At 38.0% G+C, this 21,246-nt stretch carries 19 protein-coding genes; 9 read left to right on the forward strand and 10 right to left on the reverse strand.

Annotation, left to right across the window (positions count from 1 at the left end; translation table 11 throughout):
* Nucleotides 1-430: 430 nt before the first annotated feature.
* From murA to ABD769_RS04645, 6 genes are all read right to left on the reverse strand, one after another.
* On the reverse strand, nucleotides 431-1,756 hold the full coding sequence (murA, locus tag ABD769_RS04620; protein WP_344849809.1) for a UDP-N-acetylglucosamine 1-carboxyvinyltransferase: 1,326 nt from the start codon (nucleotides 1,754-1,756) through the stop codon (nucleotides 431-433).
* A 101-nt stretch (nucleotides 1,757-1,857) separates the two neighbouring features.
* Entirely contained in the window at nucleotides 1,858-2,547 is a 690-nt protein-coding gene (locus ABD769_RS04625; RefSeq protein WP_025142933.1) for a DUF4290 domain-containing protein, read from the reverse strand.
* A 307-nt stretch (nucleotides 2,548-2,854) separates the two neighbouring features.
* Nucleotides 2,855-3,352 (reverse strand): SixA phosphatase family protein, encoded by a 498-nt coding sequence (locus ABD769_RS04630; protein WP_344849811.1) that lies wholly within the window; start codon nucleotides 3,350-3,352, stop codon nucleotides 2,855-2,857.
* Nucleotides 3,345-4,376: a glycosyltransferase family 9 protein gene (locus ABD769_RS04635; RefSeq protein ID WP_344849812.1), complete on the reverse strand. Its 1,032-nt coding sequence runs from the start codon at nucleotides 4,374-4,376 to the stop codon at nucleotides 3,345-3,347. The genes ABD769_RS04630 and ABD769_RS04635 overlap by 8 nt, the downstream gene beginning before the upstream one ends.
* A 116-nt stretch (nucleotides 4,377-4,492) precedes the next feature.
* Entirely contained in the window at nucleotides 4,493-5,095 is a 603-nt protein-coding gene (locus ABD769_RS04640) for a DUF4254 domain-containing protein (RefSeq protein ID WP_344849813.1), read from the reverse strand.
* Nucleotides 5,096-5,180: 85 nt separating this feature from the next.
* Entirely contained in the window at nucleotides 5,181-6,860 is a 1,680-nt protein-coding gene (locus ABD769_RS04645) for a helix-hairpin-helix domain-containing protein (RefSeq protein WP_344849814.1), read from the reverse strand.
* 89 nt (nucleotides 6,861-6,949) lie between these two features.
* Between ABD769_RS04645 and ABD769_RS04650 the strand changes: the two genes are divergently transcribed.
* Complete coding sequence (locus ABD769_RS04650) at nucleotides 6,950-7,579, forward strand: hypothetical protein (protein WP_344849815.1); 630 nt, start codon at nucleotides 6,950-6,952, stop codon at nucleotides 7,577-7,579.
* A 194-nt stretch (nucleotides 7,580-7,773) separates the two neighbouring features.
* Here the strand turns inward: ABD769_RS04650 and sppA are convergent, their stop codons facing one another.
* The gene (gene sppA / locus ABD769_RS04655; protein WP_344849816.1) at nucleotides 7,774-9,540 is read right to left on the reverse strand and encodes a signal peptide peptidase SppA; all 1,767 of its coding nucleotides are present in this window, start codon (nucleotides 9,538-9,540) and stop codon (nucleotides 7,774-7,776) included.
* Nucleotides 9,541-9,580: 40 nt separating this feature from the next.
* Between sppA and folK the strand changes: the two genes are divergently transcribed.
* Nucleotides 9,581-10,093: a 2-amino-4-hydroxy-6-hydroxymethyldihydropteridine diphosphokinase gene (gene folK, locus ABD769_RS04660; RefSeq protein WP_344849817.1), complete on the forward strand. Its 513-nt coding sequence runs from the start codon at nucleotides 9,581-9,583 to the stop codon at nucleotides 10,091-10,093.
* Complete coding sequence (locus ABD769_RS04665; protein ID WP_344849818.1) at nucleotides 10,090-10,455, forward strand: Hpt domain-containing protein; 366 nt, start codon at nucleotides 10,090-10,092, stop codon at nucleotides 10,453-10,455. Before folK ends, ABD769_RS04665 begins: the two co-directional genes overlap by 4 nt.
* A gap of 45 nt (nucleotides 10,456-10,500) precedes the next feature.
* On the opposite strand, the gene pssA is transcribed toward ABD769_RS04665, so the two are convergent.
* The gene (gene pssA, locus ABD769_RS04670) at nucleotides 10,501-11,193 is read right to left on the reverse strand and encodes a CDP-diacylglycerol--serine O-phosphatidyltransferase (RefSeq protein WP_344849819.1); all 693 of its coding nucleotides are present in this window, start codon (nucleotides 11,191-11,193) and stop codon (nucleotides 10,501-10,503) included.
* Between the two features lie 134 nt (nucleotides 11,194-11,327).
* Entirely contained in the window at nucleotides 11,328-13,082 is a 1,755-nt protein-coding gene (rho, locus tag ABD769_RS04675) for a transcription termination factor Rho (protein WP_344849820.1), read from the reverse strand.
* Nucleotides 13,083-13,507: 425 nt separating this feature from the next.
* Between rho and pyrF the strand changes: the two genes are divergently transcribed.
* The 4 genes from pyrF (at nucleotide 13,508) to ABD769_RS04695 (ending at nucleotide 16,390) form a co-directional block, all read left to right on the forward strand.
* Nucleotides 13,508-14,338, forward strand: a complete 831-nt coding sequence (gene pyrF / locus ABD769_RS04680; protein ID WP_344849821.1) for an orotidine-5'-phosphate decarboxylase — start codon at nucleotides 13,508-13,510, stop codon at nucleotides 14,336-14,338.
* 162 nt (nucleotides 14,339-14,500) lie between these two features.
* A complete protein-coding gene (locus ABD769_RS04685; protein WP_344849822.1) occupies nucleotides 14,501-15,784 on the forward strand; it encodes a DUF2851 family protein in 1,284 nt (427 codons plus the stop codon).
* Between the two features lie 55 nt (nucleotides 15,785-15,839).
* A complete protein-coding gene (locus ABD769_RS04690) occupies nucleotides 15,840-16,055 on the forward strand; it encodes a hypothetical protein (RefSeq protein ID WP_344849823.1) in 216 nt (71 codons plus the stop codon).
* 116 nt (nucleotides 16,056-16,171) lie between these two features.
* Nucleotides 16,172-16,390, forward strand: coding sequence for a PspC family transcriptional regulator (locus ABD769_RS04695; RefSeq protein ID WP_086545426.1), 219 nt, complete (start codon nucleotides 16,172-16,174; stop codon nucleotides 16,388-16,390).
* A gap of 98 nt (nucleotides 16,391-16,488) precedes the next feature.
* Here the strand turns inward: ABD769_RS04695 and ABD769_RS04700 are convergent, their stop codons facing one another.
* Nucleotides 16,489-17,145 (reverse strand): ankyrin repeat domain-containing protein, encoded by a 657-nt coding sequence (locus ABD769_RS04700; protein ID WP_344849825.1) that lies wholly within the window; start codon nucleotides 17,143-17,145, stop codon nucleotides 16,489-16,491.
* A 758-nt stretch (nucleotides 17,146-17,903) separates the two neighbouring features.
* Between ABD769_RS04700 and ABD769_RS04705 the strand changes: the two genes are divergently transcribed.
* Together ABD769_RS04705 and lolA1 are read left to right on the forward strand one after the other, a co-directional pair.
* Nucleotides 17,904-20,498, forward strand: a complete 2,595-nt coding sequence (locus ABD769_RS04705) for an FtsK/SpoIIIE family DNA translocase (RefSeq protein ID WP_344849827.1) — start codon at nucleotides 17,904-17,906, stop codon at nucleotides 20,496-20,498.
* Nucleotides 20,499-20,558: 60 nt separating this feature from the next.
* Nucleotides 20,559-21,209, forward strand: a complete 651-nt coding sequence (lolA1, locus tag ABD769_RS04710; RefSeq protein WP_025142915.1) for an outer membrane lipoprotein periplasmic chaperone LolA1 — start codon at nucleotides 20,559-20,561, stop codon at nucleotides 21,207-21,209.
* Nucleotides 21,210-21,246: the final 37 nt, after the last annotated feature.

Here is a 21,246-nt window from a genome sequence, read left to right on the forward strand (position 1 = left end):
TAATTTACCGTCATTTCGAGCGGAGTGCAACGAAGTCGAGAAATCTATCTCGAGGTAGATCTCTCCACTCCACTGCGTTTCGGTCGAGATGACGCCTCGCATTAGTCAGGATTTGTAATCTCGACCGCTGGGTTAATGAATTTTCAATTCATCTTAAGGATTAAAAATCCTTTGTTCAAAAGATGGGATTGCATCCCGACTAACGAAAATCTATTTAGATAGATCTCTCCATTTCACTGTGTTCCAGTCGAGATGACGCTACGTTTTTAACTCTTTCAATGGGTAGCGTAGTGCAAGGCAGTCCGAGATTACGACATTTTAATGGAGTCTCAAAAAAACGCCCTGGTAAATTTTTACCGGGGCGTTTTTTCGTTATGCTATTTTCGCTTTGGTTTTACCTTAAGCCTTAAACCTTCTGCCTTCTATCTTATTAATGACTCGGCGCATCAGCATTTACACGCTTAATCTGCGCACCTAAGGCACGTAAACGGGTATCGATATCCTGATAGCCACGTTCAATCTGTTCGATGTTATAAATGGTTGATTTGCCTTCTGCAGATAAAGCTGCAATCAATAATGAAACTCCAGCCCTGATATCAGGAGAAGTCATGCTGATGCCGCGTAATTTGTATTTTTTGTCGATACCGTTAACCGTTGCACGGTGCGGATCGCAAAGGATAATCTGTGCACCCATATCGATCAGTTTATCCACGAAGAATAAACGGCTTTCGAACATTTTCTGGTGGATTAAAACATTTCCTTTTGCTTGTGTGGCCACAACCAAAACGATACTCAATAAATCAGGCGTAAAACCTGGCCATGGAGAATCGGCAATGGTTAAAATCGATCCATCAATAAAAGTATCAATTTCATAATGTTTTTGAGAAGGAACATAAATATCGTCGCCACGGCGCTCCAATTTAATACCCAGTTTTTTGAAAACTTCCGGAATTACGCCAAGCTCATCATAACAAACATTTTTAATGGTAATTTCCGACTCTGTCATTGCTGCCATACCGATGAAAGAACCAATTTCAATCATATCAGGCAACATCCTGTGCTCGGTTCCACCTAAAACGGTACCCCCTTCGATGGTTAATAAATTAGAACCAATGCCCGAAATTTTTGCGCCCATGCGGTTAAGCATTTTGCAAAGCTGCTGCAAATAAGGTTCGCAGGCTGCATTATAAATGGTGGTGGTGCCTTTAGCCAAAACAGCGGCCATTATTATATTTGCGGTTCCTGTTACCGATGCTTCATCTAACAGGATATAAGCGCCCTGTAAATTGGTGGCATCAACATTAAAGAAAGCTTTTTTGCTGTCGTACACGAATTTTGCACCTAATTTTTCGAAACCTATAAAGTGGGTATCCAGCCTTCTCCTGCCGATTTTATCACCTCCGGGTTTAGGGATGGCTGCTTTACCAAAACGTGCCAGCAATGGCCCCACAATCATAATCGAGCCACGTAAACCACCGCCTTTAGCTTTAAAAGTATCAGACTCAAAGAAATTTAAATCGATATTTTTAGCTTCAAAGGTATAAGTGTCTTTATTAATACGCTCAACGGCAACACCTAAATCGCCCAATAATTCGATCAGTTTATTTACATCTTTAATATCAGGGATATTGCTGATGGTTACTTTTTCTTTGGTAAGCAATACAGCAGATAAAATCTGTAAAGCCTCATTTTTGGCACCTTGTGGAGTGATTTCGCCTTTTAATTTAATTCCGCCTGTTATTTCAAATGCGTTCATATATTTTTCTTTTGCTAACCCTTTCATCATGCTGTCCCGAAACTTCGGGATCAGCATCTGTCTTAAAGATTCTGAATCAAGTTCAGAATGACGTATGGTTATTAATATTTAGGTTTGTTGTTATTACGCTGACGATTATTGTTGTTATTGTTATTCTGACGGTTTTTTCCGTTGTTGTTATTGTTGTTGCTTCTGCCGCGGTTATTGTTGTTATTATTATTTTGACGCGGATTTTGGGCCCTGAATTCAACTTTGGCTAGGTTAACACCTTCATCAAGCGACAATAATCCGCCAGAAAGATATTTTAAATCTTTGATAATGGTATCATCACTTACATTGTCCTTATTCCAGGTAACGTAGGCCATTTTCATAAAGTTTGCAATGCTCTGCACCATTGCCTTTTTAATTTCGGCATCTTCCTCACGCATTGCTTTTTCAATCAGGTTTTCAACCGTTTTACCATAATGTTTATAGGTAATGCGTTGTTGAGGGTAGGCAAGAGGCTCTGGTTTGATATATGCATTCTCGATCAATGGCTTTGGATAAGGGCTATCCACATCAATCTGGTAACCCGAAATAATGTGCAGGTGATCCCAGAGTTTGTGTTTAAAATCGGCAACATCACGTAAATGTGGTTGCAAAAATCCCATCAGGTCAATTACCGCCTGGGCATATTTATTACGTTCTTCTATGGTTGGCAATTCGCAGATATACTTCACCATGTTTTGTACGTTACGGCCATATTCAGATAAAATTAAATGGCTACGCGTAGTATTATAATCAAAATTCATGTACAGATAAATTAATGGATAAATTTTCTGGCGATACGAATTATGAAATAACCAGAAGAGTTTAGGTTATGAATTCACCGAAATGTCTATTGCCAGATTTTCGTGTTATATGTTCAAAGTTAATAAAATTATTTGATTTGTGATGTTTTTTAAAAGTTAATAATCAGTTGACTGAAGTCAACTGTAAAGAATTAACAAGTAAATTTAAGTAGTTTCCGTTGTTAATCTGTGAATCCGTGGCTGATAGGTTAATCGGTTAATTGGGAATTGGTGATTAAAAAATAATCTTTAATATTTAGCGATAACTCTAAATCTCATCACTATTTTTCGGGTAATCAAAAAACACCAGGTCGCCCGTGCCCTTACTTACCATCTGCCACGAATCAAAAGGGAAGGAAATTAAAACCATACCCGCAGTTGGGATATTGTAAATATCGGCTCCGCTTAGCTCATTAGCGAAATCGGTAAAGCCTGGGTTATGGCCAAACATTACCACTTGATCGGCAGCATCATTTAAACCATTAACTACTTTGAGCAGAGCGGTTGTATTGGCTTCGTAAATAGATTCTTCGAATTGAATCTGATCGATTTGGTAAGCTTCGGCGAAATATTTTGCAGTAGATTTTGCCCTTTTTGCAGGGCTACTCACAATCTGATCGATTTTAAAGCCGCGGTTAATCAATCTTTCGGCCATTTCCGGTGCATTCTCCTTACCGCGTTTATTTAACGGGCGGTCGAAATCTCTTAAATCCAGATTTCCCCAATCCGATTTTCCGTGGCGAACTAAAAGTAATTGTTTAGCCATTTAGTTTCTCTTTAATTTTATTTACAATGGTTTCAGGCTTAATTAAGTCTATACAACTTTCAACACCACAAAGGCAGGGTTTGTTTCCGTAAATGGAATTTGGTCGCGATGGATGATCGATCTGAATACAATCGCTTTCCGATTGTCCGTAGCCTAAAAAGCCGGCATAAGGATGCGTTGGCCCCCAAATAGAAACCACCGATACCCCAACCAGCGAAGCCATATGCATGCCTGAAGAATCCATGCTCAGCATTACATCCAGATTTGATATCATAGCCAGTTCTTCAGTCAGGTTAAAATTGCTGATTAAATTGTAGGTGTTTGCATGTTTTTGTGCCCAATCCTCGGCAATATCCTGCTCAGTTTTCCCACCTCCAAAAATGAAAAGTTCGTAGCCCAAATTGCTTAGCGAGGCAATTACCATTTCCATTTTTGTTAAATCGTAAACTTTATAAATATGCTGTGCAAAAGGAGAAATCCCTATTTTTTTAGTGGTTTTATCTGTGAATAAATCTTTCGCCTTTGCAGGAATAGCTTGCTGGGATTTATTTATTTGATGACTTAGTTTAAGATTAAAACCCAGCTCCCGGAAAACATCTGCATAACGTTCTACGGTCTGTTTTAAAGGCTTAAAAACTTTATTATTAGCACGCGTTAATGCTTTTTTCTCTGCTCTTCCTTTATCAATCCGCCTGATTTTTACACCTGTTAACCTAAAGAAAGTAGAAATGGCCCTGCTGCGCAAATTATCGTGTAAATCGGCAATCGCATCTGGCTGATAGCTAATGAGTTCCTGATAGATTTTATATAATCCATCTATCCCTTTATGTGTGGTTTTGGGATGGATAGGATGGAAGATAAGATTAGGGATCTGATCAAAAAATGGCTTAAAAGCAGGCCTGCTTACCATAATGAGCTCAACCGATGGGTTTTGCTCCGAAAACTCTTGTAAAACGGAAGCCACCATGGCTACATCGCCCATGGCCGAAAAACGTAAAACGATAATCTTTTGGGTTGCAGCCATATTTTTCAAGTGATTCGTCATGGAGGTACGAAGCAATCTTAAGGCTATGGGTTTTTGAAATAGCGAAAGTTGTAGGATTGCTTCGTACCTCGCAATGACGATTTAGCGAGTAAGTATTATGCTTTATTATACAATACCGGGTTTAAACTCGGATCGTTATACATTTTCATTTGTTTGTACACTTTCATGTATTTTTTGCCTGCTTCAATATCGGCCAATAATTCATCAATACTGGTTGAAAGATCCTCGCGTTGTGATAATAATACGTTCAGTTTGGTCTGGCATTGCTCGCGATGCTCAGGCGATGCGGTTTCGCGTTCCGCCTCTTCGCGCATATGGTAAATTTTCAGTGCAAGAATAGAAAGCCTGTCGATCGCCCATGCCGGACTTTCGGTATTGATTTTCGCCTCCGGTAAAGCAGAAATTCCCTGATAAAGGTTTAAGAAATAACCATCAATAAACTCTACCATATCAGTACGTACCTGGTTTTGAGCATCAATGCGCCTTTTCCAGCTCAAACCTTCAATAGGATCAATCTGTGGATTGCGCACCACATCTTCCATGTGCCATTGGGCAGTATCAATCCAGTTTTTGATGTAAAAAAGATGCTCTAAACTTTCAGCATCGTAAGGGTTTTCAACCGGATGGTCAATATCATCAAACTTATGGTATTCGGTAATAACCTGATTAAATATGCGGTTGGCAATTTCACTTATCATGGGGCAAAGTTATGTTTTTTTACCACAGATTTTCACAGATCAACACAGATTTAAACTTATCTGTGTTTATCCTTTTTTTCTGTGGTTAATTTGGCTTTTTGCTATTAAAATACGCCGTTATTTCTTCCAAAGGGAAAGCATTTAAACATTTACCGGCGCTCAATCCTCCTTTACGGGCCACTAAAATACCATAATGCATATCGTGGAAACCTTCTGTACGGTGTGCATCGGGGTTTACAGAAAGTAAAACGCCTTTTTCTAAAGCATAACGGTGCCAGCGCCAGTCGAGATCTAAACGTAAAGGATTGGCATTGATTTCGATTACTACTTTATTGGCAGCACAGGCATCTATAATTTTTTTATAATCAATCGGATATCCGGCCCTGCTTAACAATAAACGGCCGGTTGGGTGACCTAAAATAGTAGTATATGGATTTTCGATAGCTTTTAACAAGCGTGCAGTCGCTTTGGCTTCATCCATGCGGAGGTTGCTGTGTACAGACGCCACCACAAAATCGAATGTTTTAAGGATATCGTCAGCATAATCGAGCGAACCATCACTTAAAATGTCACTTTCAATACCTTTGAAAATTTTAAAAGGTGCCAGTTTTTTGTTCAGTTCGTCAATTTCCTGATGCTGACCAAAAACGCGTTGTTCATTTAATCCTTTGGCGTAAACGGCCGTTTTAGAGTGATCGCAAATGCCTAAATACTGAAGGTTTAAATTTTCTTTGCAATATACCGCCATCTGTTCTAAAGTATGCACCCCATCACTCCAGGTTGAGTGGTTATGCAAACTGCCCTTTAAATCTTCATATTGGATCAGGGTTGGAAGTTTATTTGCCTTTGCCAGTTCAATTTCATCAAAATCTTCGCGAAGTTCGGGTTCGATGAATGCTAAACCTGCCTTGCTGTATATTTCTTCTTCACTTGTAAAAAGCCCTTCACCAGCTAAAGTCAGCACTTTTTCTACATGTTCGGTATTTCCGGTTAGCTTAAACCACTGCAAATAGAAAGCCGATTTTTCAACTACATAGATTTTTATCCTAAAACCTGCTTCAGTAGTACAGATGAAAGAATTTTCGGCTTCAATAAGCGAAAGTGGTTCGAAAGCCGGTAAGTTTTGTTTTAAGGTTTCGATATTCTCTGTGCCGATTACAATCTCCAATTCATCAATAATTTCACATGCACGGCGGTACTGACCAGCGAAGCCTAAAATCGCACTGCTATCAATATTTGCAGTCCATTCAGATAGCTGCGTAAGCAAAGTTTTAGCAAAACCTTCTACCTGTGCGTATAAAAATCTGCCATTTGCAGCCAGTTTAAACTCAATAGCATTTTTAATTTCTTCCTGCGTTTTTAAACCGAAACCTTTTGCCTCGATTAAGCGGTTTTCGTTACAGGCGTAATACAATTCACCAATACTTTCTATACCGAGGGTACGCCATATAATGAAAATCTTTTTTGGGCCGATGCCTTTTATAGCCAGCATTTCTACCACACCTTCTGGTGTTCTATCAAGGATTTCTTTAAGTTCCTGTAACTCTCCGGTTTGAAGAAGCTCTACTATTTTGGAAGCCAGACCTTTACCAATGCCGTCAATTTTATCCAGTTCATCTAAAGGCTTATCTTTTAATGCAAAAGGCAGCTTATCAACTTTAAAATAGGCGTTTGCAACAGACTTAATCTTGAAAGGATTTTCCTCATGCAGTTCCATGAGCTGCGATAACAGGCGTAAGGTGCGGGCGATGGTCTTATTTTCCATAAGGGGTAAAATTAGGAAATAATGCCCCAAATTTTTCTCCGGCTTATCAATTTATAAACACAATTTTATTAAAGTGTTGTTTTACACTCATGAAAAATATAAAATTTGCCCTCTTGGGATTAAGCATAAGTTTGGTTGCATGTCAATCTGCCAATAAAAAAAGCCAGGATAAAACAGATTCGGCAAGCAATTTAACACCAGCCACAACGCAGGTTGTTGATGAGCGATTTCTGATTATTGCAGGTAAATCGATTGGAGAAATTGCCTTGGGAGAGGATATGGAGCAGGTTGGTAAAAAACTGGGCAGACCAGATGCCGGTGATGCCGCAATGGGAAAAGCCTGGGGAATCTGGTACAGCAATGATTCTACCGCTAAGCATCCTAACGAAATTGCTGTTTATTCTTCTTACCGGGATACGAGCATGCGGATAAAAGACGTAAAGCAGGTACGGATTACTTCAAGCAAGTTTAAAACAAAAGATGGTTTGGCAACAGGTAGTACGCTGGAGGCAACAAAATCGAAATTTCCGGGTATCGAAAAACTTTCTGCGTATTTAAATGAAGAAAAAGACACCGTAACGGTTTACGATGCGAAAAAAGATGGAATTGGTTTTGAATTTTTAAAAGGGAAAAGTATTTCTTTAACGGTACATCCGGTAAATATTCCGGTTAACGCAACTTATTTAACGCTGCACCCGGAATGGAAACTGGTGCAATAGGATGGATAATGTAAGAGGTAAAGATGGATGATGGGGTGTAAGAGGTAAGATGGAAAATGGAAGATGAGTTTTTAACTTATGGTTTGATGGTTCATAGTTGATAGCTCGGACTATTAGTACCACAACTATTTAACAATGAACCATCAACCTTTTATATAAATCCAAGTATTCCATCATCCATTTTCCATCTTACATTATTTAATTACTGCTTCAAACGGCATTCTGGCCTGGATCCCCGAGCTAGCAATTACCTTTTTCATCTGTTGATATAAGAAGTAATTATCGCCAAGTTCCTGTTTGGTGTAATAGGTTTTTATTTTGTCTGTACCTTCATCCATTAACGATTTCCATGGATCAATTACATCCGGGTATTCTACTATCTTATATTTTTTCAGTTTTGCTTTTTTTGCTGCAGCTTTAATGGCATCGTTAAAACTTCCGATCCTATCGGCTAAACCAATCTGAACGGCATCTGTACCGATCCAAACGTGTCCACCTCCAATGCTATCAATATAAGCTTTGCTTTTATTTCTGCCATCGGCCACACGACTCACAAAACCGCTATAAATCCGGTTTAGTTCGTTCTGGATGATAAATCTTTCACCTTCCGTCATAGGGCGATTAGTAGCCATGATATCGGCATATTTACCGGTTTTAACACCATCGAAGGTGATGCCCAGTTTATTGGTCATTAAATTCTGGAAGTTCGGAATAATGCCAAATACGCCAATTGAGCCTGTAATGGTATTGGGTTGAACGAAAATACTATCAGCCGCACAACCAATGTAATAACCGCCCGATGCGGCCACATCACCAAAAGATGCTATAACCGGTTTTTCTTTTTTAGTCAACACAATTTCTCTCCAGATTACATCCGAGGCCAATGCGCTGCCACCCGGTGAATTTACACGTAGTACAACTGCTTTAATGTCATCATCCAAGCGGGCTTTTCTGATGGCTCTGGAAATACGTTCCGAACCAATCTGGTTATCGGAACCTTCGCCACCACTAATCTCTCCATTTGCATAAATTACGGCCACTTTATCTTTTCCTTCACCCGTGTCGGTGTTGTTTTTAGCGTAATCGTTAATAGAAACCGAACGGATATTTTCACCTCTGGTTCTTCCTGATAATCCTTTCAACTCTTCTAAAATCTGATCTTTATATTTTAAAGCATCAATCATTTTAAAGTTTACGGCATCCTGTGGCTGTTGTACCTTATAGTTATCAGCAATTGCGTATAAACTGTCTTTCTGGATATTTCTGCTCAGTGCAATGTCTGACAGGAATGTATTATACAAACCACCAACATAAGCGGTAACCTGTTTACGGTTATAATCGCTCATTTTATCTAAAATAAATGGTTCTACAGCGCTTTTATAGTTTCCTACACGGATAACCTGCATTTCTACGCCAACTTTTTCTAAAGTTCCTTTAAAAAAGGTTAATTCGGAGCTGAAACCTTTAAATTCTAAAGCACCTTCCGGATTTAGATAAACTTTATCAGCTACCGAAGCCAGATAATATGCACCTTGGGTGTAAACTTCGCTGTAGGCAATAATTTTTTTGTGCGATTTTTTAAAATCGATCAAAGCATTTCTAACTTCACGCAAAGTAGCATAACCCGCATTAGGACTGCTTACATTTAAGTAGATACATTTAATGTTATCGTCTGTTTTCGCCTTTTGTACTGCTTTAATGAAATCATTTAAACCAATGCCGTCTTTTTCTTCGCTGCCAACAATCGGCAGGCTTCCGAACGGATTTTTTGGAGTACGCTCGGTAATGGCCTGGTCTAAATTCAGGAACAGAACCGAATTGTTAGTTACTACAACTGTTTTATCACTATCAATGGATGATATTGCACCTACAATAATTACAAAGCAGATAATAAATATAATTACCATCGATAAGAAAAAGCCCAACATAGAGGCAAATAAATACTTAAAGAATTCTCTCATTTAAATGTTTTAATTTTGTGCTGTAAAGATATAAAAATACATGATGCTTAATAAGGCTTTAGAGTGCAGCACTGCTTATTTGTTACTGGGTGGAAATTTGGGCGATAGGGAAGGGAATTTAAAGAGGGCCATTGCGTTATTGGAAGAAAAAACTGGCAAAGTAATATCAGTTTCATCACTGTACGAAACGGCAGCCTGGGGTAAAACCGATCAGCCCGCTTTTTTAAACCAGGCCATAGCTTTAAAAACCGGTTTAAGTGCTTTGCAAGTTTTGGATCATGCATTAAATATTGAGCAGGAGCTGGGCAGGGTAAGGAAAGATAAATGGGGCGAACGGTTGATTGATATCGATCTGATTCTTTTTGGTGATGAAATTATTAATATTTCAAATAAGCTTCAGGTACCGCACCCGCACATGCAATACAGAAAATTTGTAATGGAACCTTTGGCTGAAATAGCGCCTGATGTTTTACATCCGGTATTGGGCGAAACCATTTTAGCAATCAGCAGAAATATTGAAGACCCGCTTGAGGTTAAGAAATTAATAACATGAAGAAGAGCCGGCAACTTGATTTTTCCTATCTGATCGAAATGGTTGGAGATGACCCCGTATTTTTAGCTGATTTTTTTAAAACCTTTATTGAGCATACGCCAGTTTATTTAGCAGAGATGGACTGTGCTCTGGCCAATAAGAACTGGAGCAAAGTAGCCAATTATGCACATAAAATAAAGCCCACATTCACTTATGTTGGGCGGAATGATGCGAAACAGCTGGTAGAGGCAATTGAGTATCATGCGAGAAATAAAATCGCACTTGAAAAAATCCCTTCAGATGTGGATGAGCTAAAATTAATGTGTGCTGATATCTGTAAACAGCTTGAACAAGAACAAATAAAACTTACTTCTAAACGGTAAGAAAGCTTATGTTCTAATCTACGGGTTCATTTCTTCAAAATGAATTTAAATTTTTTTATTGGCGGTTGCACCCCTAAAATGTAGTACTGATAAAGCAATATATAACACAAGTACAAAAGGTATTGCTGCAAATTTTAGAAAAGCGATTAATACAAAAGATAAAATAAGGAAGATAAATTTAATTTTATTTTTTGTCCAGCTTAAATCACTGAATTTTAAAGAAAATATTTTGATTTCGCTCACCAGCAAGAAACTTGTGATAGCCGTAATGGCGATTAATAAGATGCTGGATCCTGTTACCTGAGGATAATCAACCGAAATAAAGGGTAATGAGCAGATAAAGAGGGTGTTCATTGGTGTATTTAAGCCAATAAAATCTTCCGTTTGCCTTTCATCATTATTAAATTTAGCCAACCTGAGCGCCGAAAAAATAGTAATGATAAAGCCTAAATAAGGCAGGTATTCGGATGAATAATCGCTCGCCTTTAACAGATGAAACATGATTACTCCTGGTAAAAAACCAAAGCTCACCATATCAGCTAAAGAATCAAGATCTTTACCAATAGCCGATTTTACATTTAACAAACGGGCAACCATACCATCAAAAAAATCGAAAATTCCGGAGAAGATTACAAAATAAGCTGCGGTTTCTAAATGGCCTTTAAATGCAAAAACGATTCCGATACAACCAGAAAAAAGGTTTGCACAGGTAATCGCATTAGGGAGATGCCTTTTCATAAGGTTTAAGGTATATGGTTTGAGGTGTAAGGTTTTGGTTGCAAATGTAAGTGTAAAAACCTTTAAAATTGTAAGGCTTAAAGCACCAAATCAAGAAACCTTAAGCCTTACGCCTTTTACCTTTCAGCCTTAATCTAGCTGTTCATCGAAATTAAGAACTCTTCGTTACTTTTTGTTCCTTTTATTTGTGATTGAACAAATTCCATAGCCTCCTGACTGTTCATATCAGCAAGGTGGTTACGTAAAATCCATACACGTTGTAAAATATCTCTGTCAAGCAATAAATCATCGCGACGGGTACTTGAAGCCGTAATATCAATAGCAGGGAAAATACGCTTGTTAGATAATTTACGGTCTAACTGAAGCTCCATATTACCTGTTCCTTTAAATTCTTCGAAGATTACCTCATCCATTTTAGAACCTGTATCTGTTAATGCGGTAGCCAAAATGGTTAATGAACCACCATTTTCGATGTTACGTGCCGCACCAAAGAAACGTTTTGGCTTGTGTAATGCGTTTGCATCAACACCACCTGATAATATTTTACCTGATGCCGGTGCAGTTGTATTGTAAGCTCTCGCCAAACGTGTAATCGAATCCAAAAGAATCACTACATCGTGCCCGCTTTCAACCAAACGTTTAGATTTCTCTAAAACAATGTTGGCAATTTTAACGTGGCGCTCAGCTGGTTCATCAAAAGTAGAAGCAATTACCTCAGCCCTTACACTACGTGCCATATCGGTAACCTCTTCAGGGCGTTCATCAATCAATAAAATGATCAGGTACACTTCCGGGTGGTTTTTGGCAATTGCGTTGGCAACCTCTTTTAATAAATTGGTTTTACCTGTTTTCGGTTGTGCTACAATTAAACCACGCTGCCCTTTACCAATTGGAGTAAATAAATCCATAATACGGGTAGAGTAATTGCTGTTATCCGTAAATAAATTTAATTTTTCGGTTGGGAAAAGCGGCGTTAAATAATCGAAGGGAACACGGTCGCGAACCTCAGCCGGAATTCTGCCGTTAATGGTTTCTACCCGAACAAGCGGGAAATATTTTTCGCCTTCTTTTGGTGGGCGGATGCTACCTTTAACAGTATCACCTGTTTTTAAACCAAAAAGTTTTATTTGCGACTGAGATACATAAATATCATCAGGAGAAGTTAAATAGTTGTAATCTGCAGAGCGTAAGAAACCGTAACCATCAGGCATAATTTCTAAAACACCCTCATTTGTAATTACGTTATCGAAATCTAGGTTAGAATAACTGTTTTCGTTTTTGTGGTGGTTGCCACCGCCCGGTTGTTTTTGCTGGCGGTTTTCATCACGTTGTGGTTTTTCCTGTTTTTCTTTTGGCTCTTGTTTTTGTTTCTGAACTGCAGGAAGCACTTCTGCACTTTCTTCAATTAAAGCAGAAATTGGTTTTACACTTTCCTCAGATTCAGAGATTCTGTCTGGTTGCCTTTCAGGTTGCTGGTGGTGCTGCGGTTCGTCGAATAATGTTACCGAATCTCTTCTTCTTTCAACTGGGGCTGCTGTTTCGTCTTTCGTTAACCTGGCTCTTTTTTTAACTAGTTTTTCAGCCGCAACAGCTTTTTCGGCTGCAACCGGCTTATCGGCAACCACTGTAGAAGCAGCGGCAGCGGCTGCTGCAGCAACTTTAGTAGTTTTAGCAGCTTTGGTTTTTGGTGCAGGGGCAGCTGCAACTGGTTCTATTTCGCTGTAAGGATCTGCACCAGCCTTAGCGGCATTTATAATTTCCTGTTGGTGTAAAAGTACTTCAACAAGGTCGATTTTTCTTAGGGAGTCGGCACCTTCAATGCCATAGCTTTTTGCCAGCTCACGTAATTCAGTTGTGAGCTTATCATTTAATTCTGTTTTACTAAACATTCTAGATATATATGTTTCAAGAAATTTTTCATTTGTTTATAACGGATGTTTTCTGTTATAAATCTACACAGGCTTAATAATATTTATGTTAGCGTAAGCCCGGCAGTTTCATTGTGTATAAATTCTTAAGGTTATAAAACATGAATTGAGTTCATTATGGAAAATGCCCAAATTGTTTCATAATTGTTTACAAGCTGAATAACAAGCAAATTTTGCTTTTAAAAAAGGATAACAAAAAACAAGTCTTGATAAATTTTTCTGGGATATTCAGATAAACGGTTGAGAAATTATGTTGCAATTGTATGTATTTGAAACGTAATCTGCAAGCAAAAGTTTAAAATGTTTATAAAAATAATTTAAATGGGTATTATTTTCTCGTTCAAAAAACTTAAAAATCTTCATATTTGCAGCAAATAAGCCCATATATGACAAAGCAACAACTTTTTGAGCAGATACAAAAAAAACGTTCATTTTTATGTGTAGGATTGGATTCTTCGTTAGATAAAATCCCAAAACACCTGTTAAAGTATGAAAATCCGATCCTGGAATTCAATAAACAGATTATAGATGCCACTAAAGATCTTTGTGTAGCTTTTAAGCCAAATACCGCTTTTTATGAATGTTATGGTAAAAAAGGATGGGAAACTTTAATCGAAACCTGGAAATATATCCCGGAGGATATTTTTTCTATTGCTGACGCCAAACGTGGTGATATTGGCAATACTTCAGCCATGTATGCCGAAACATTTTTTAATGCAGCATCATCAGAAATGAGTTTCGATTCGGTTACCGTAGCGCCTTATATGGGAAGCGATTCGGTTACGCCCTTTTTAACTTTTAAAGATAAATGGGTTATTCTTCTGGCTTTAACCTCCAACAGCGGCCATGCTGATTTTCAATTACAGCAGGTTGGGGAGGATAAACTTTTCGAAAAAGTGATTAAAACATCTCAAACCTGGGCAACCGACGAACAGATGATGTATGTAGTAGGCGCAACCCGTGGATCAGCTTTTGGCGATGTACGTAAACTGGCACCAGATCATTTTCTATTAGTTCCTGGTGTTGGTGCACAGGGTGGCGATTTAAATGAAGTTTGTAAATACGGTTTAAATTCGCAATGCGGATTATTGATCAACTCATCCAGGGGTATTATTTATGCCAGCCAGGGTGAAGATTTTGCAGAAAAAGCCAGGGAAGAAGCACTGAAGTTACAGAAAGAAATGGAGCAGATATTACTTAATGCCGGGTTGGTGTAGTTATTCTATTATAATCTCTCTCCCAAATATTCGGGATGTTCTGGCAGAGATGATGTTCCTTTTTACTAAAGTTTAAGTATATTATTGCAGTAAAAGTGATATATTTTTTTACATATCAATAGTTTTTAATATACAAGCTTCAGGAATTCCTTATCTTGAAGCATGAATTTTCCTGAAGATTTTCTTCATTATGTATGGCAGTTCAGGTCGTTTAATTATGGCGACCTGCATACCGCTGCCGGGGAAAATCTGAAAATTATCAATCCGGGTTTACTCAATAAAAATGCCGGACCTGATTTTTTTCATGCGAAAATCGAAATAGGCGATACCATTTGGGCTGGCAATGTAGAAATCCACCTTAAATCATCAGACTGGTTAAAACATAACCATCAAAAAGATCCTGCATACGAAAATGTGATTTTGCATGTGGTTTACGAACATGATGCGGAAATTAAAAGAATGGATAACACGGTTTTGCCCGTGCTCGAGTTAAAACAACGCATTTCTGCCGATCTGATAAAAAAATATGAAAAGCTGTTTCTTACCCTTACCGATTTTCCCTGCATTGCCCAGATCGGCACCATTGAGCCATTGATTATAGATTCTTTTTTATCAAGAACTTTGATTGAACGTTTTGAGCAAAAAACAGCAGCTGTTACCGAAACCTTAAACGAATTGAATGGGAATTGGGACGAAACTTTTTATCGTTTCCTGGCCCGTAATTTTGGTTTTAAAATAAATGCTTTGCCTTTTGAACTGCTTGCAAAAGCAGTTCCGCAAAATATTTACGCCAGGCATAAAAATAATCCCCATCAAATTGAAGCGCTGGTTTTTGGCGCATCTGGCTTTTTAAATGATCAGTTTGAAGAAGAATATCCTCAAAAGCTAAAGGCCGAATTTGATTTTTTAAGAAAGAAATATAAGATTAAACCTGTAGAAATTTCAGTCTGGAAGTTTATGCGGATGCGCCCGCAAAATTTTCCAACCATCCGTTTGGCTCAGTTTGCAGCATTAATTGTAAAAGCCAATCATCTTTTTTCGAAGGTAATGGAAATAAGAGATATAGCGCTGTTACGGGCCTTATTCGAAAACCTGCCCGTTAACGATTATTGGAAAACACATTATCATTTTAAAAAAGAAACTACAGGTATAAACCTGCAGATCGGTAAAGCTTCTGTAGATAATATCCTCTTAAATACTGTTGTTTTGTTTTTATTTGCTTATGGCAAACACACGGCAACACAGTTTTACATCAACAGGGCTGTAAAATTGTTAGAAAGCCTTCCTGCCGAAGAAAATGCAATTATTGATAAATTTAAAGGGGCAGGAGTGCAAATCCATCATGCATTTGCTTCGCAAGGGATTTTACAGTTGAAAAAGCAATACTGTGATGAGAAAAAATGCCTATCTTGTGGTATTGGAATTAAAATTCTAAAACAAGCCTGATCAGATTAATTTTTCCAGTAGAAAACTTTCTAACCAATAATCCGTTTTAACAACTATGGAATTCCCACACGAACTAAAAGAACTTTATCCTGATCAGATTATCGAAGTTAGAGGTAATGCAGATGCCTTAACTGTTATATTGAAAAAAGAGGCTGATCTTCATAAATTTAAAGCTGAATTAATTAAGAAATTTTCAGGCTTGGAGGAGCAGCAGATTCTTTTTATTAAACACGAGGATAAACAGGATTTTGAAAAGCTTGTTCTTGAATAATATGCAGATTTAACCGATTAATTTTGCTAAATTAGGGTTTGAAAACAAAATCATAACCTGGTTTGCAATAATTTATATTGAGTTACCGTTAAAATGATTTTTAAAATAAGCTTGAAATGTTCCAGAGAATTATAACTTATTTTGAGCAGCAGAGTTTTGGTGTCTCTACTTATTTAGCCAGCAAGTTGAATATGAGTACGGCAAAAGTCCGCTTGTTTTTTATTTATTCGTCGTTTTTAGCGGTAGGCTTTCCAATCTTATTCTATTTTCTGGCTGCAGTGGTACTGGATATCAGAACTTATATGAAAAGAATGCGGCTGAGGATATGGGAATAAGTGTGTAAGATGGTTAATGTAAGATGGATAATGTAAAATGGGAAATGGTTGCTAAGGTCTGTTGGACTCAAGACTCATGACTTTAGACTCAGGACTGACTAATCATCGTCTCTTAAAATTTCTGCAATTTCGTTAAATCCTTTTTCTGCGGCTAAATCAGCCGGTAATTTTCCGCCTTCCATGCGTAAAGATACTTCGGCACCATGCTCTAAAAGTAAAATAATCATTTCTATGTTTCCAAGCTGCGCTGCAGTATGTAATGGTGCTAAACCTGCCTTCTGGCAAACATTGGGGTATGCACCGGCATCCAACAGCATTTTGGTAATGTTAAAATTATTGGCCGCAACAGCCGAGTGGATGGGGAATACATTAAATCCGTTTTTTGAAGCCAGGTTAACATCAGCACCTTTTAAAACCAAAAAACGGGCTAAATCTTCATGTCCGAAATAGCAGGCTAAACCTAAAGGTGTAAAACCATCTTCAGAAAATTCGTTTATACTGCCGGGATTTTGAAAAATCAATAGGGTAGCAGCATCAAATTTACCAACTGCACAGGCTTCGAATAAGGTTAAATCATCAACAAATTCGGCAATTAAATCGGCAATTTCCTGCTTTTTATAATAACAGGCCAATAATAATGGCGAAATATGATGGGATGTATCAACATTTGCCAATTTTGGGTTCTCTACCAAAATTTTTTTTACGGCTTGTAAATTTCCTGCCTCAATTTGTTCTTCGAGCTGCGCTATACCCATAATATTATTTAAAAATCGACTTAAATTACCAAAAATTAAGGAATTGTAAACTTTATTGTCTAAATATATATAGTGTACAGCAAATTATCAAGATTAGTCCACGCAGGTTTTTAAAATAGCCATCTGCAAAAAAAATCAATAACTAATTGATGTGGGCGTTATCCAATCCCGATAAAAAATCGGGATTGGGTCCGGGCTTTTCAGGGCTTCGCTTCGCTCCGGTACCGATGAAGGATCGGTACTGAACCCTTACAATCCCTAACGCAAAACCTGCGAGGTCTTGATCATGAGTCTAAAATCCTAAGAAAGACAGACCCTGGTAAATAAACCTGATAAAACGAAAAGCCCGGAACGAGGTACGAGTGAGGACTTGAAGTGCTAGCAGGACTATCGCGGCCAAAATGAACTGAACCTTGCTTTTCAAAATAATTTTAGGGCATTTATTTTTTTTTCAGACCTCGCAGATTTGCGAAACATGCGAGGTCTATTAATAAAAAATCCCGTTTAACCTCTCCAGGTAAAACGGGATAAAACCTAAAACAAAATCCGTTTCATTTTACAAAAACGTAACAACTTGTGCGTTGTTAAAATAATAGACGATAATTTCTGTTTAAGGTTTAATGCCCGGTGGATATTTTTATTTAATTTAAGGCAGATTATTTAAAATTATTTACAGAGGCGATTTGTGATTATTTTTTTTATTAATGCTGCGCAGTTTTATCTAAGTTTGTTCAATATTAAATTATTTAGGAAAGAAAATGTCGGTACGGGGTAACCAGTTTAAAACCAATACATTCAGAGATAAGGGTGCAGAAAATGCACCAGGCAGATCTTCATCGGGTCGGCAGCCAAAAGAAAAAAGAGAATTTTTACCAAGGTTCGATCTGGCAGATGGACGTGCAATTAAAATTGCAGGTCTGTTTTTTGTGATCTTATCCTTATACTTTCTAATTGCCTTTACTTCGTACCTTTTTACCTGGCAGGATGACCAGAGTTATGTAATTGACGCAAATGGCGGCTGGGGGAATCTGTTTAAAACATCCGAAGAATTAAAAAATGCAGGCGTTACTACACCGGTTGTTCAAAACTGGCTGGGCAAGTTTGGCGCTTTATTGTCACATCAGTTTATTTACGAATGGTTCGGTATTGCCTCATTCTTATTTGTTTTAGCCTTTTTTATTATCGGTTACCGTTTATTATTTAAAGTTAAAATCCTTTCTATTTCTAAAACACTGGGTTATAGCTTTTTCTTTTTACTCTTTATATCTTTAACATTAGGTTTTGTGCATGGTTTCTGGTCAGAATCGCCACATTATCTGGAAGGCGAATTTGGTTACTGGAGCAACAAATTATTAGGTGCCCAGATTGGCGCGGCTGGTGTTGCGGGTTTGATCGCATTTGCCGGATTAACCATTTTGATTATTGCATATAACATCGATTTTAAATTTCCCGAGCGTAAAGCAAAAGAAGTTTATCTGGATAATGAAACTCCTGATTATGTGAATGATATCAGAGAGCAATCAACCAAAAATAAAATTGTTGAAGAAACTCCTGAACCGATTGAATTTCCGGTACGAGATAAACCTCCGGTAAGCAACGAGCGCAAACAACAAAATGTGGTATTACAACCAAGCCGTTACGAAGAAAAGGAAGAGGAAGAAGTTGCTCCACCAGTTGTATTATCTCCTTTAGCTACTAATTTACCTCTGGCAACTGCTGCGGCTGCTACAATGCCTTTAACGGTAGAACCACCAGTTGAAGCCGAAAAAGAACCTGCATTTACCATCGAAAAAACTGAAGAAGAAAAAAAATCAGAAGATTTGGTTGAGCAGTTTGGTAATTACGACGAAAAACTGGATTTAGCAGGTTATAAGTACCCAACCATTGATTTATTGGAAAATTACGGTACCAATAAAATTTCGGTTAATGCCGAAGAACTGGAGGCCAACAAAAATAAAATTGTTGAAACGCTTAACCACTATAACATCGAAATTGATAAGATTAAGGCAACAATTGGCCCTACGGTTACCCTTTATGAAATTATTCCGGCTCCTGGTGTAAGGATTTCGAAAATTAAAAATTTGGAGGACGATATCGCGCTTTCATTGGCGGCATTAGGGATCCGTATTATTGCGCCAATGCCTGGTAAAGGTACAATTGGTATTGAGGTACCTAACCAACACCCTGAAATGGTGCCGATGCGCAGCATTTTAAATACCGAAAAATGGAGCCAAACGACGATGGATCTGCCTATTGCATTAGGTAAAACCATTAGTAATGAGGTTTTTATTGCGGATTTGGCCAAAATGCCCCATTTATTAGTGGCAGGTGCTACGGGTCAGGGTAAATCGGTGGGTATTAATGCCATTTTGGTATCACTATTATTTAAAAAACACCCTGCACAGCTGAAATTTGTGTTGGTAGATCCAAAAAAGGTAGAATTAACCTTATTTAACCGGATCGAGAGACACTTTTTGGCTAAACTCCCGGGAGAAGCTGATGCCATTATTACCGACACTAAAAAAGTAGTAAATACCTTAAATTCGCTTTGTATTGAAATGGATCAGCGTTATGATCTGTTAAAAGATGCACAGGTGAGGAACCTTAAAGAATACAACGATAAATTTATTAAACGTAAGCTGAACCCGAATAACGGACACCGCTTTTTGCCTTTTATTGTTTTGGTGGTGGATGAGTTTGCCGATTTAATGATGACTGCGGGTAAAGAGGTTGAAGCGCCTATTGCACGTTTGGCACAGCTGGCAAGGGCTATCGGGATCCACCTCGTACTGGCCACGCAGCGTCCGTCCGTAAACATTATTACGGGTACTATTAAAGCGAATTTCCCGGCCAGGCTGGCATTCAGGGTTTTATCGAAAATCGATTCGAGGACTATTTTAGATAGTGGTGGTGCCGATCAGTTAATTGGTCGCGGGGATATGCTTTTATCTACCGGTAGCGACTTAATCAGGCTACAGTGTGCTTTCGTTGATACACCCGAGGTAGACCGGATTTCTGAATACATCGGTAACCAGCGCGGTTATGCAGATGCTTACCAGCTGCCCGAATATATAGATGAAGCAGGAGAGGGAAGCAAGGCTGATTTTGATCCTAACGAGCGTGATAAGTTCTTTGAAGATGCTGCCAGGCTGATTGTGATGCACCAGCAGGGTTCTACCTCATTAATACAGCGTAAACTGAAGCTGGGTTATAACCGTGCAGGGCGGATTATTGATCAATTGGAGGCCGCCGGTATTGTTGGTCCGTTTGAAGGGAGTAAAGCAAGAGAAGTTTTATATCCTGACGAGTATTCTTTGGAACAATTCTTGAACAGTATGGATGACAAAGGTTAGATTAAACTATTTAATGAAAATCTACTCTAACGTTTCAAAGAAAAACTTAAAAAAGAAAAGATGAAGAAATTAATTTCAGCATTAATGGTTGTAGTTGCTTTTACAACTTCAACTTATGCTCAAACTGATGCGAAGGCTAAAGCAATTTTAGCTGATGTGAGTAAAAAATACAAATCGTACAATATTGTAAAAACAGACTTTACCTTTACTTTGGATAATCCAAAAGCTAAAGTAAAAGAAACCCAGCAAGGTACTTTATATGTTAAGGCTAACTCTAATAAATATAAAGTAGCCATGACGAATCAGGAATTGTTTAGTGATGGTAAAAGCCAGTGGACTTACCTAAAAAAAGATAAAGAGGTGCAGGTAAGTAATGTAGATAACAGTGGTGACGCCATTAATCCTGCTAAAATTTTTACCGTTTACGAAAAAGGATTTAAATACGTTTACACCGGCGATGAGAAAGTAGGTGGTAAAACCTATGAAATGATTGATTTAACACCTGTTGATGCTAAAAAATCGATCTTTAAAGTTCGTTTAAGCATTGATAAAGCGGCTAAGCAGATTGCAAACGTGGTATTGTTTGATAAAAACGGAAATAAATATACCTATAACGTGAAAACTTTTTCTCCTAATGTAAATGTACCGGAAACTACTTTTGCTTTTGACGCTAAAAAATATCCTGGTGTTGAAGTAGTAGATTTAAGATAATAGTGAGTTTCGCAAATGCGAAATGAAACCTGAAAGG

This window comes from Pedobacter jeongneungensis, assembly GCF_039538295.1.
In the GTDB taxonomy this organism is placed as follows: Bacteria; Bacteroidota; Bacteroidia; order Sphingobacteriales; family Sphingobacteriaceae; genus Pedobacter; species Pedobacter jeongneungensis.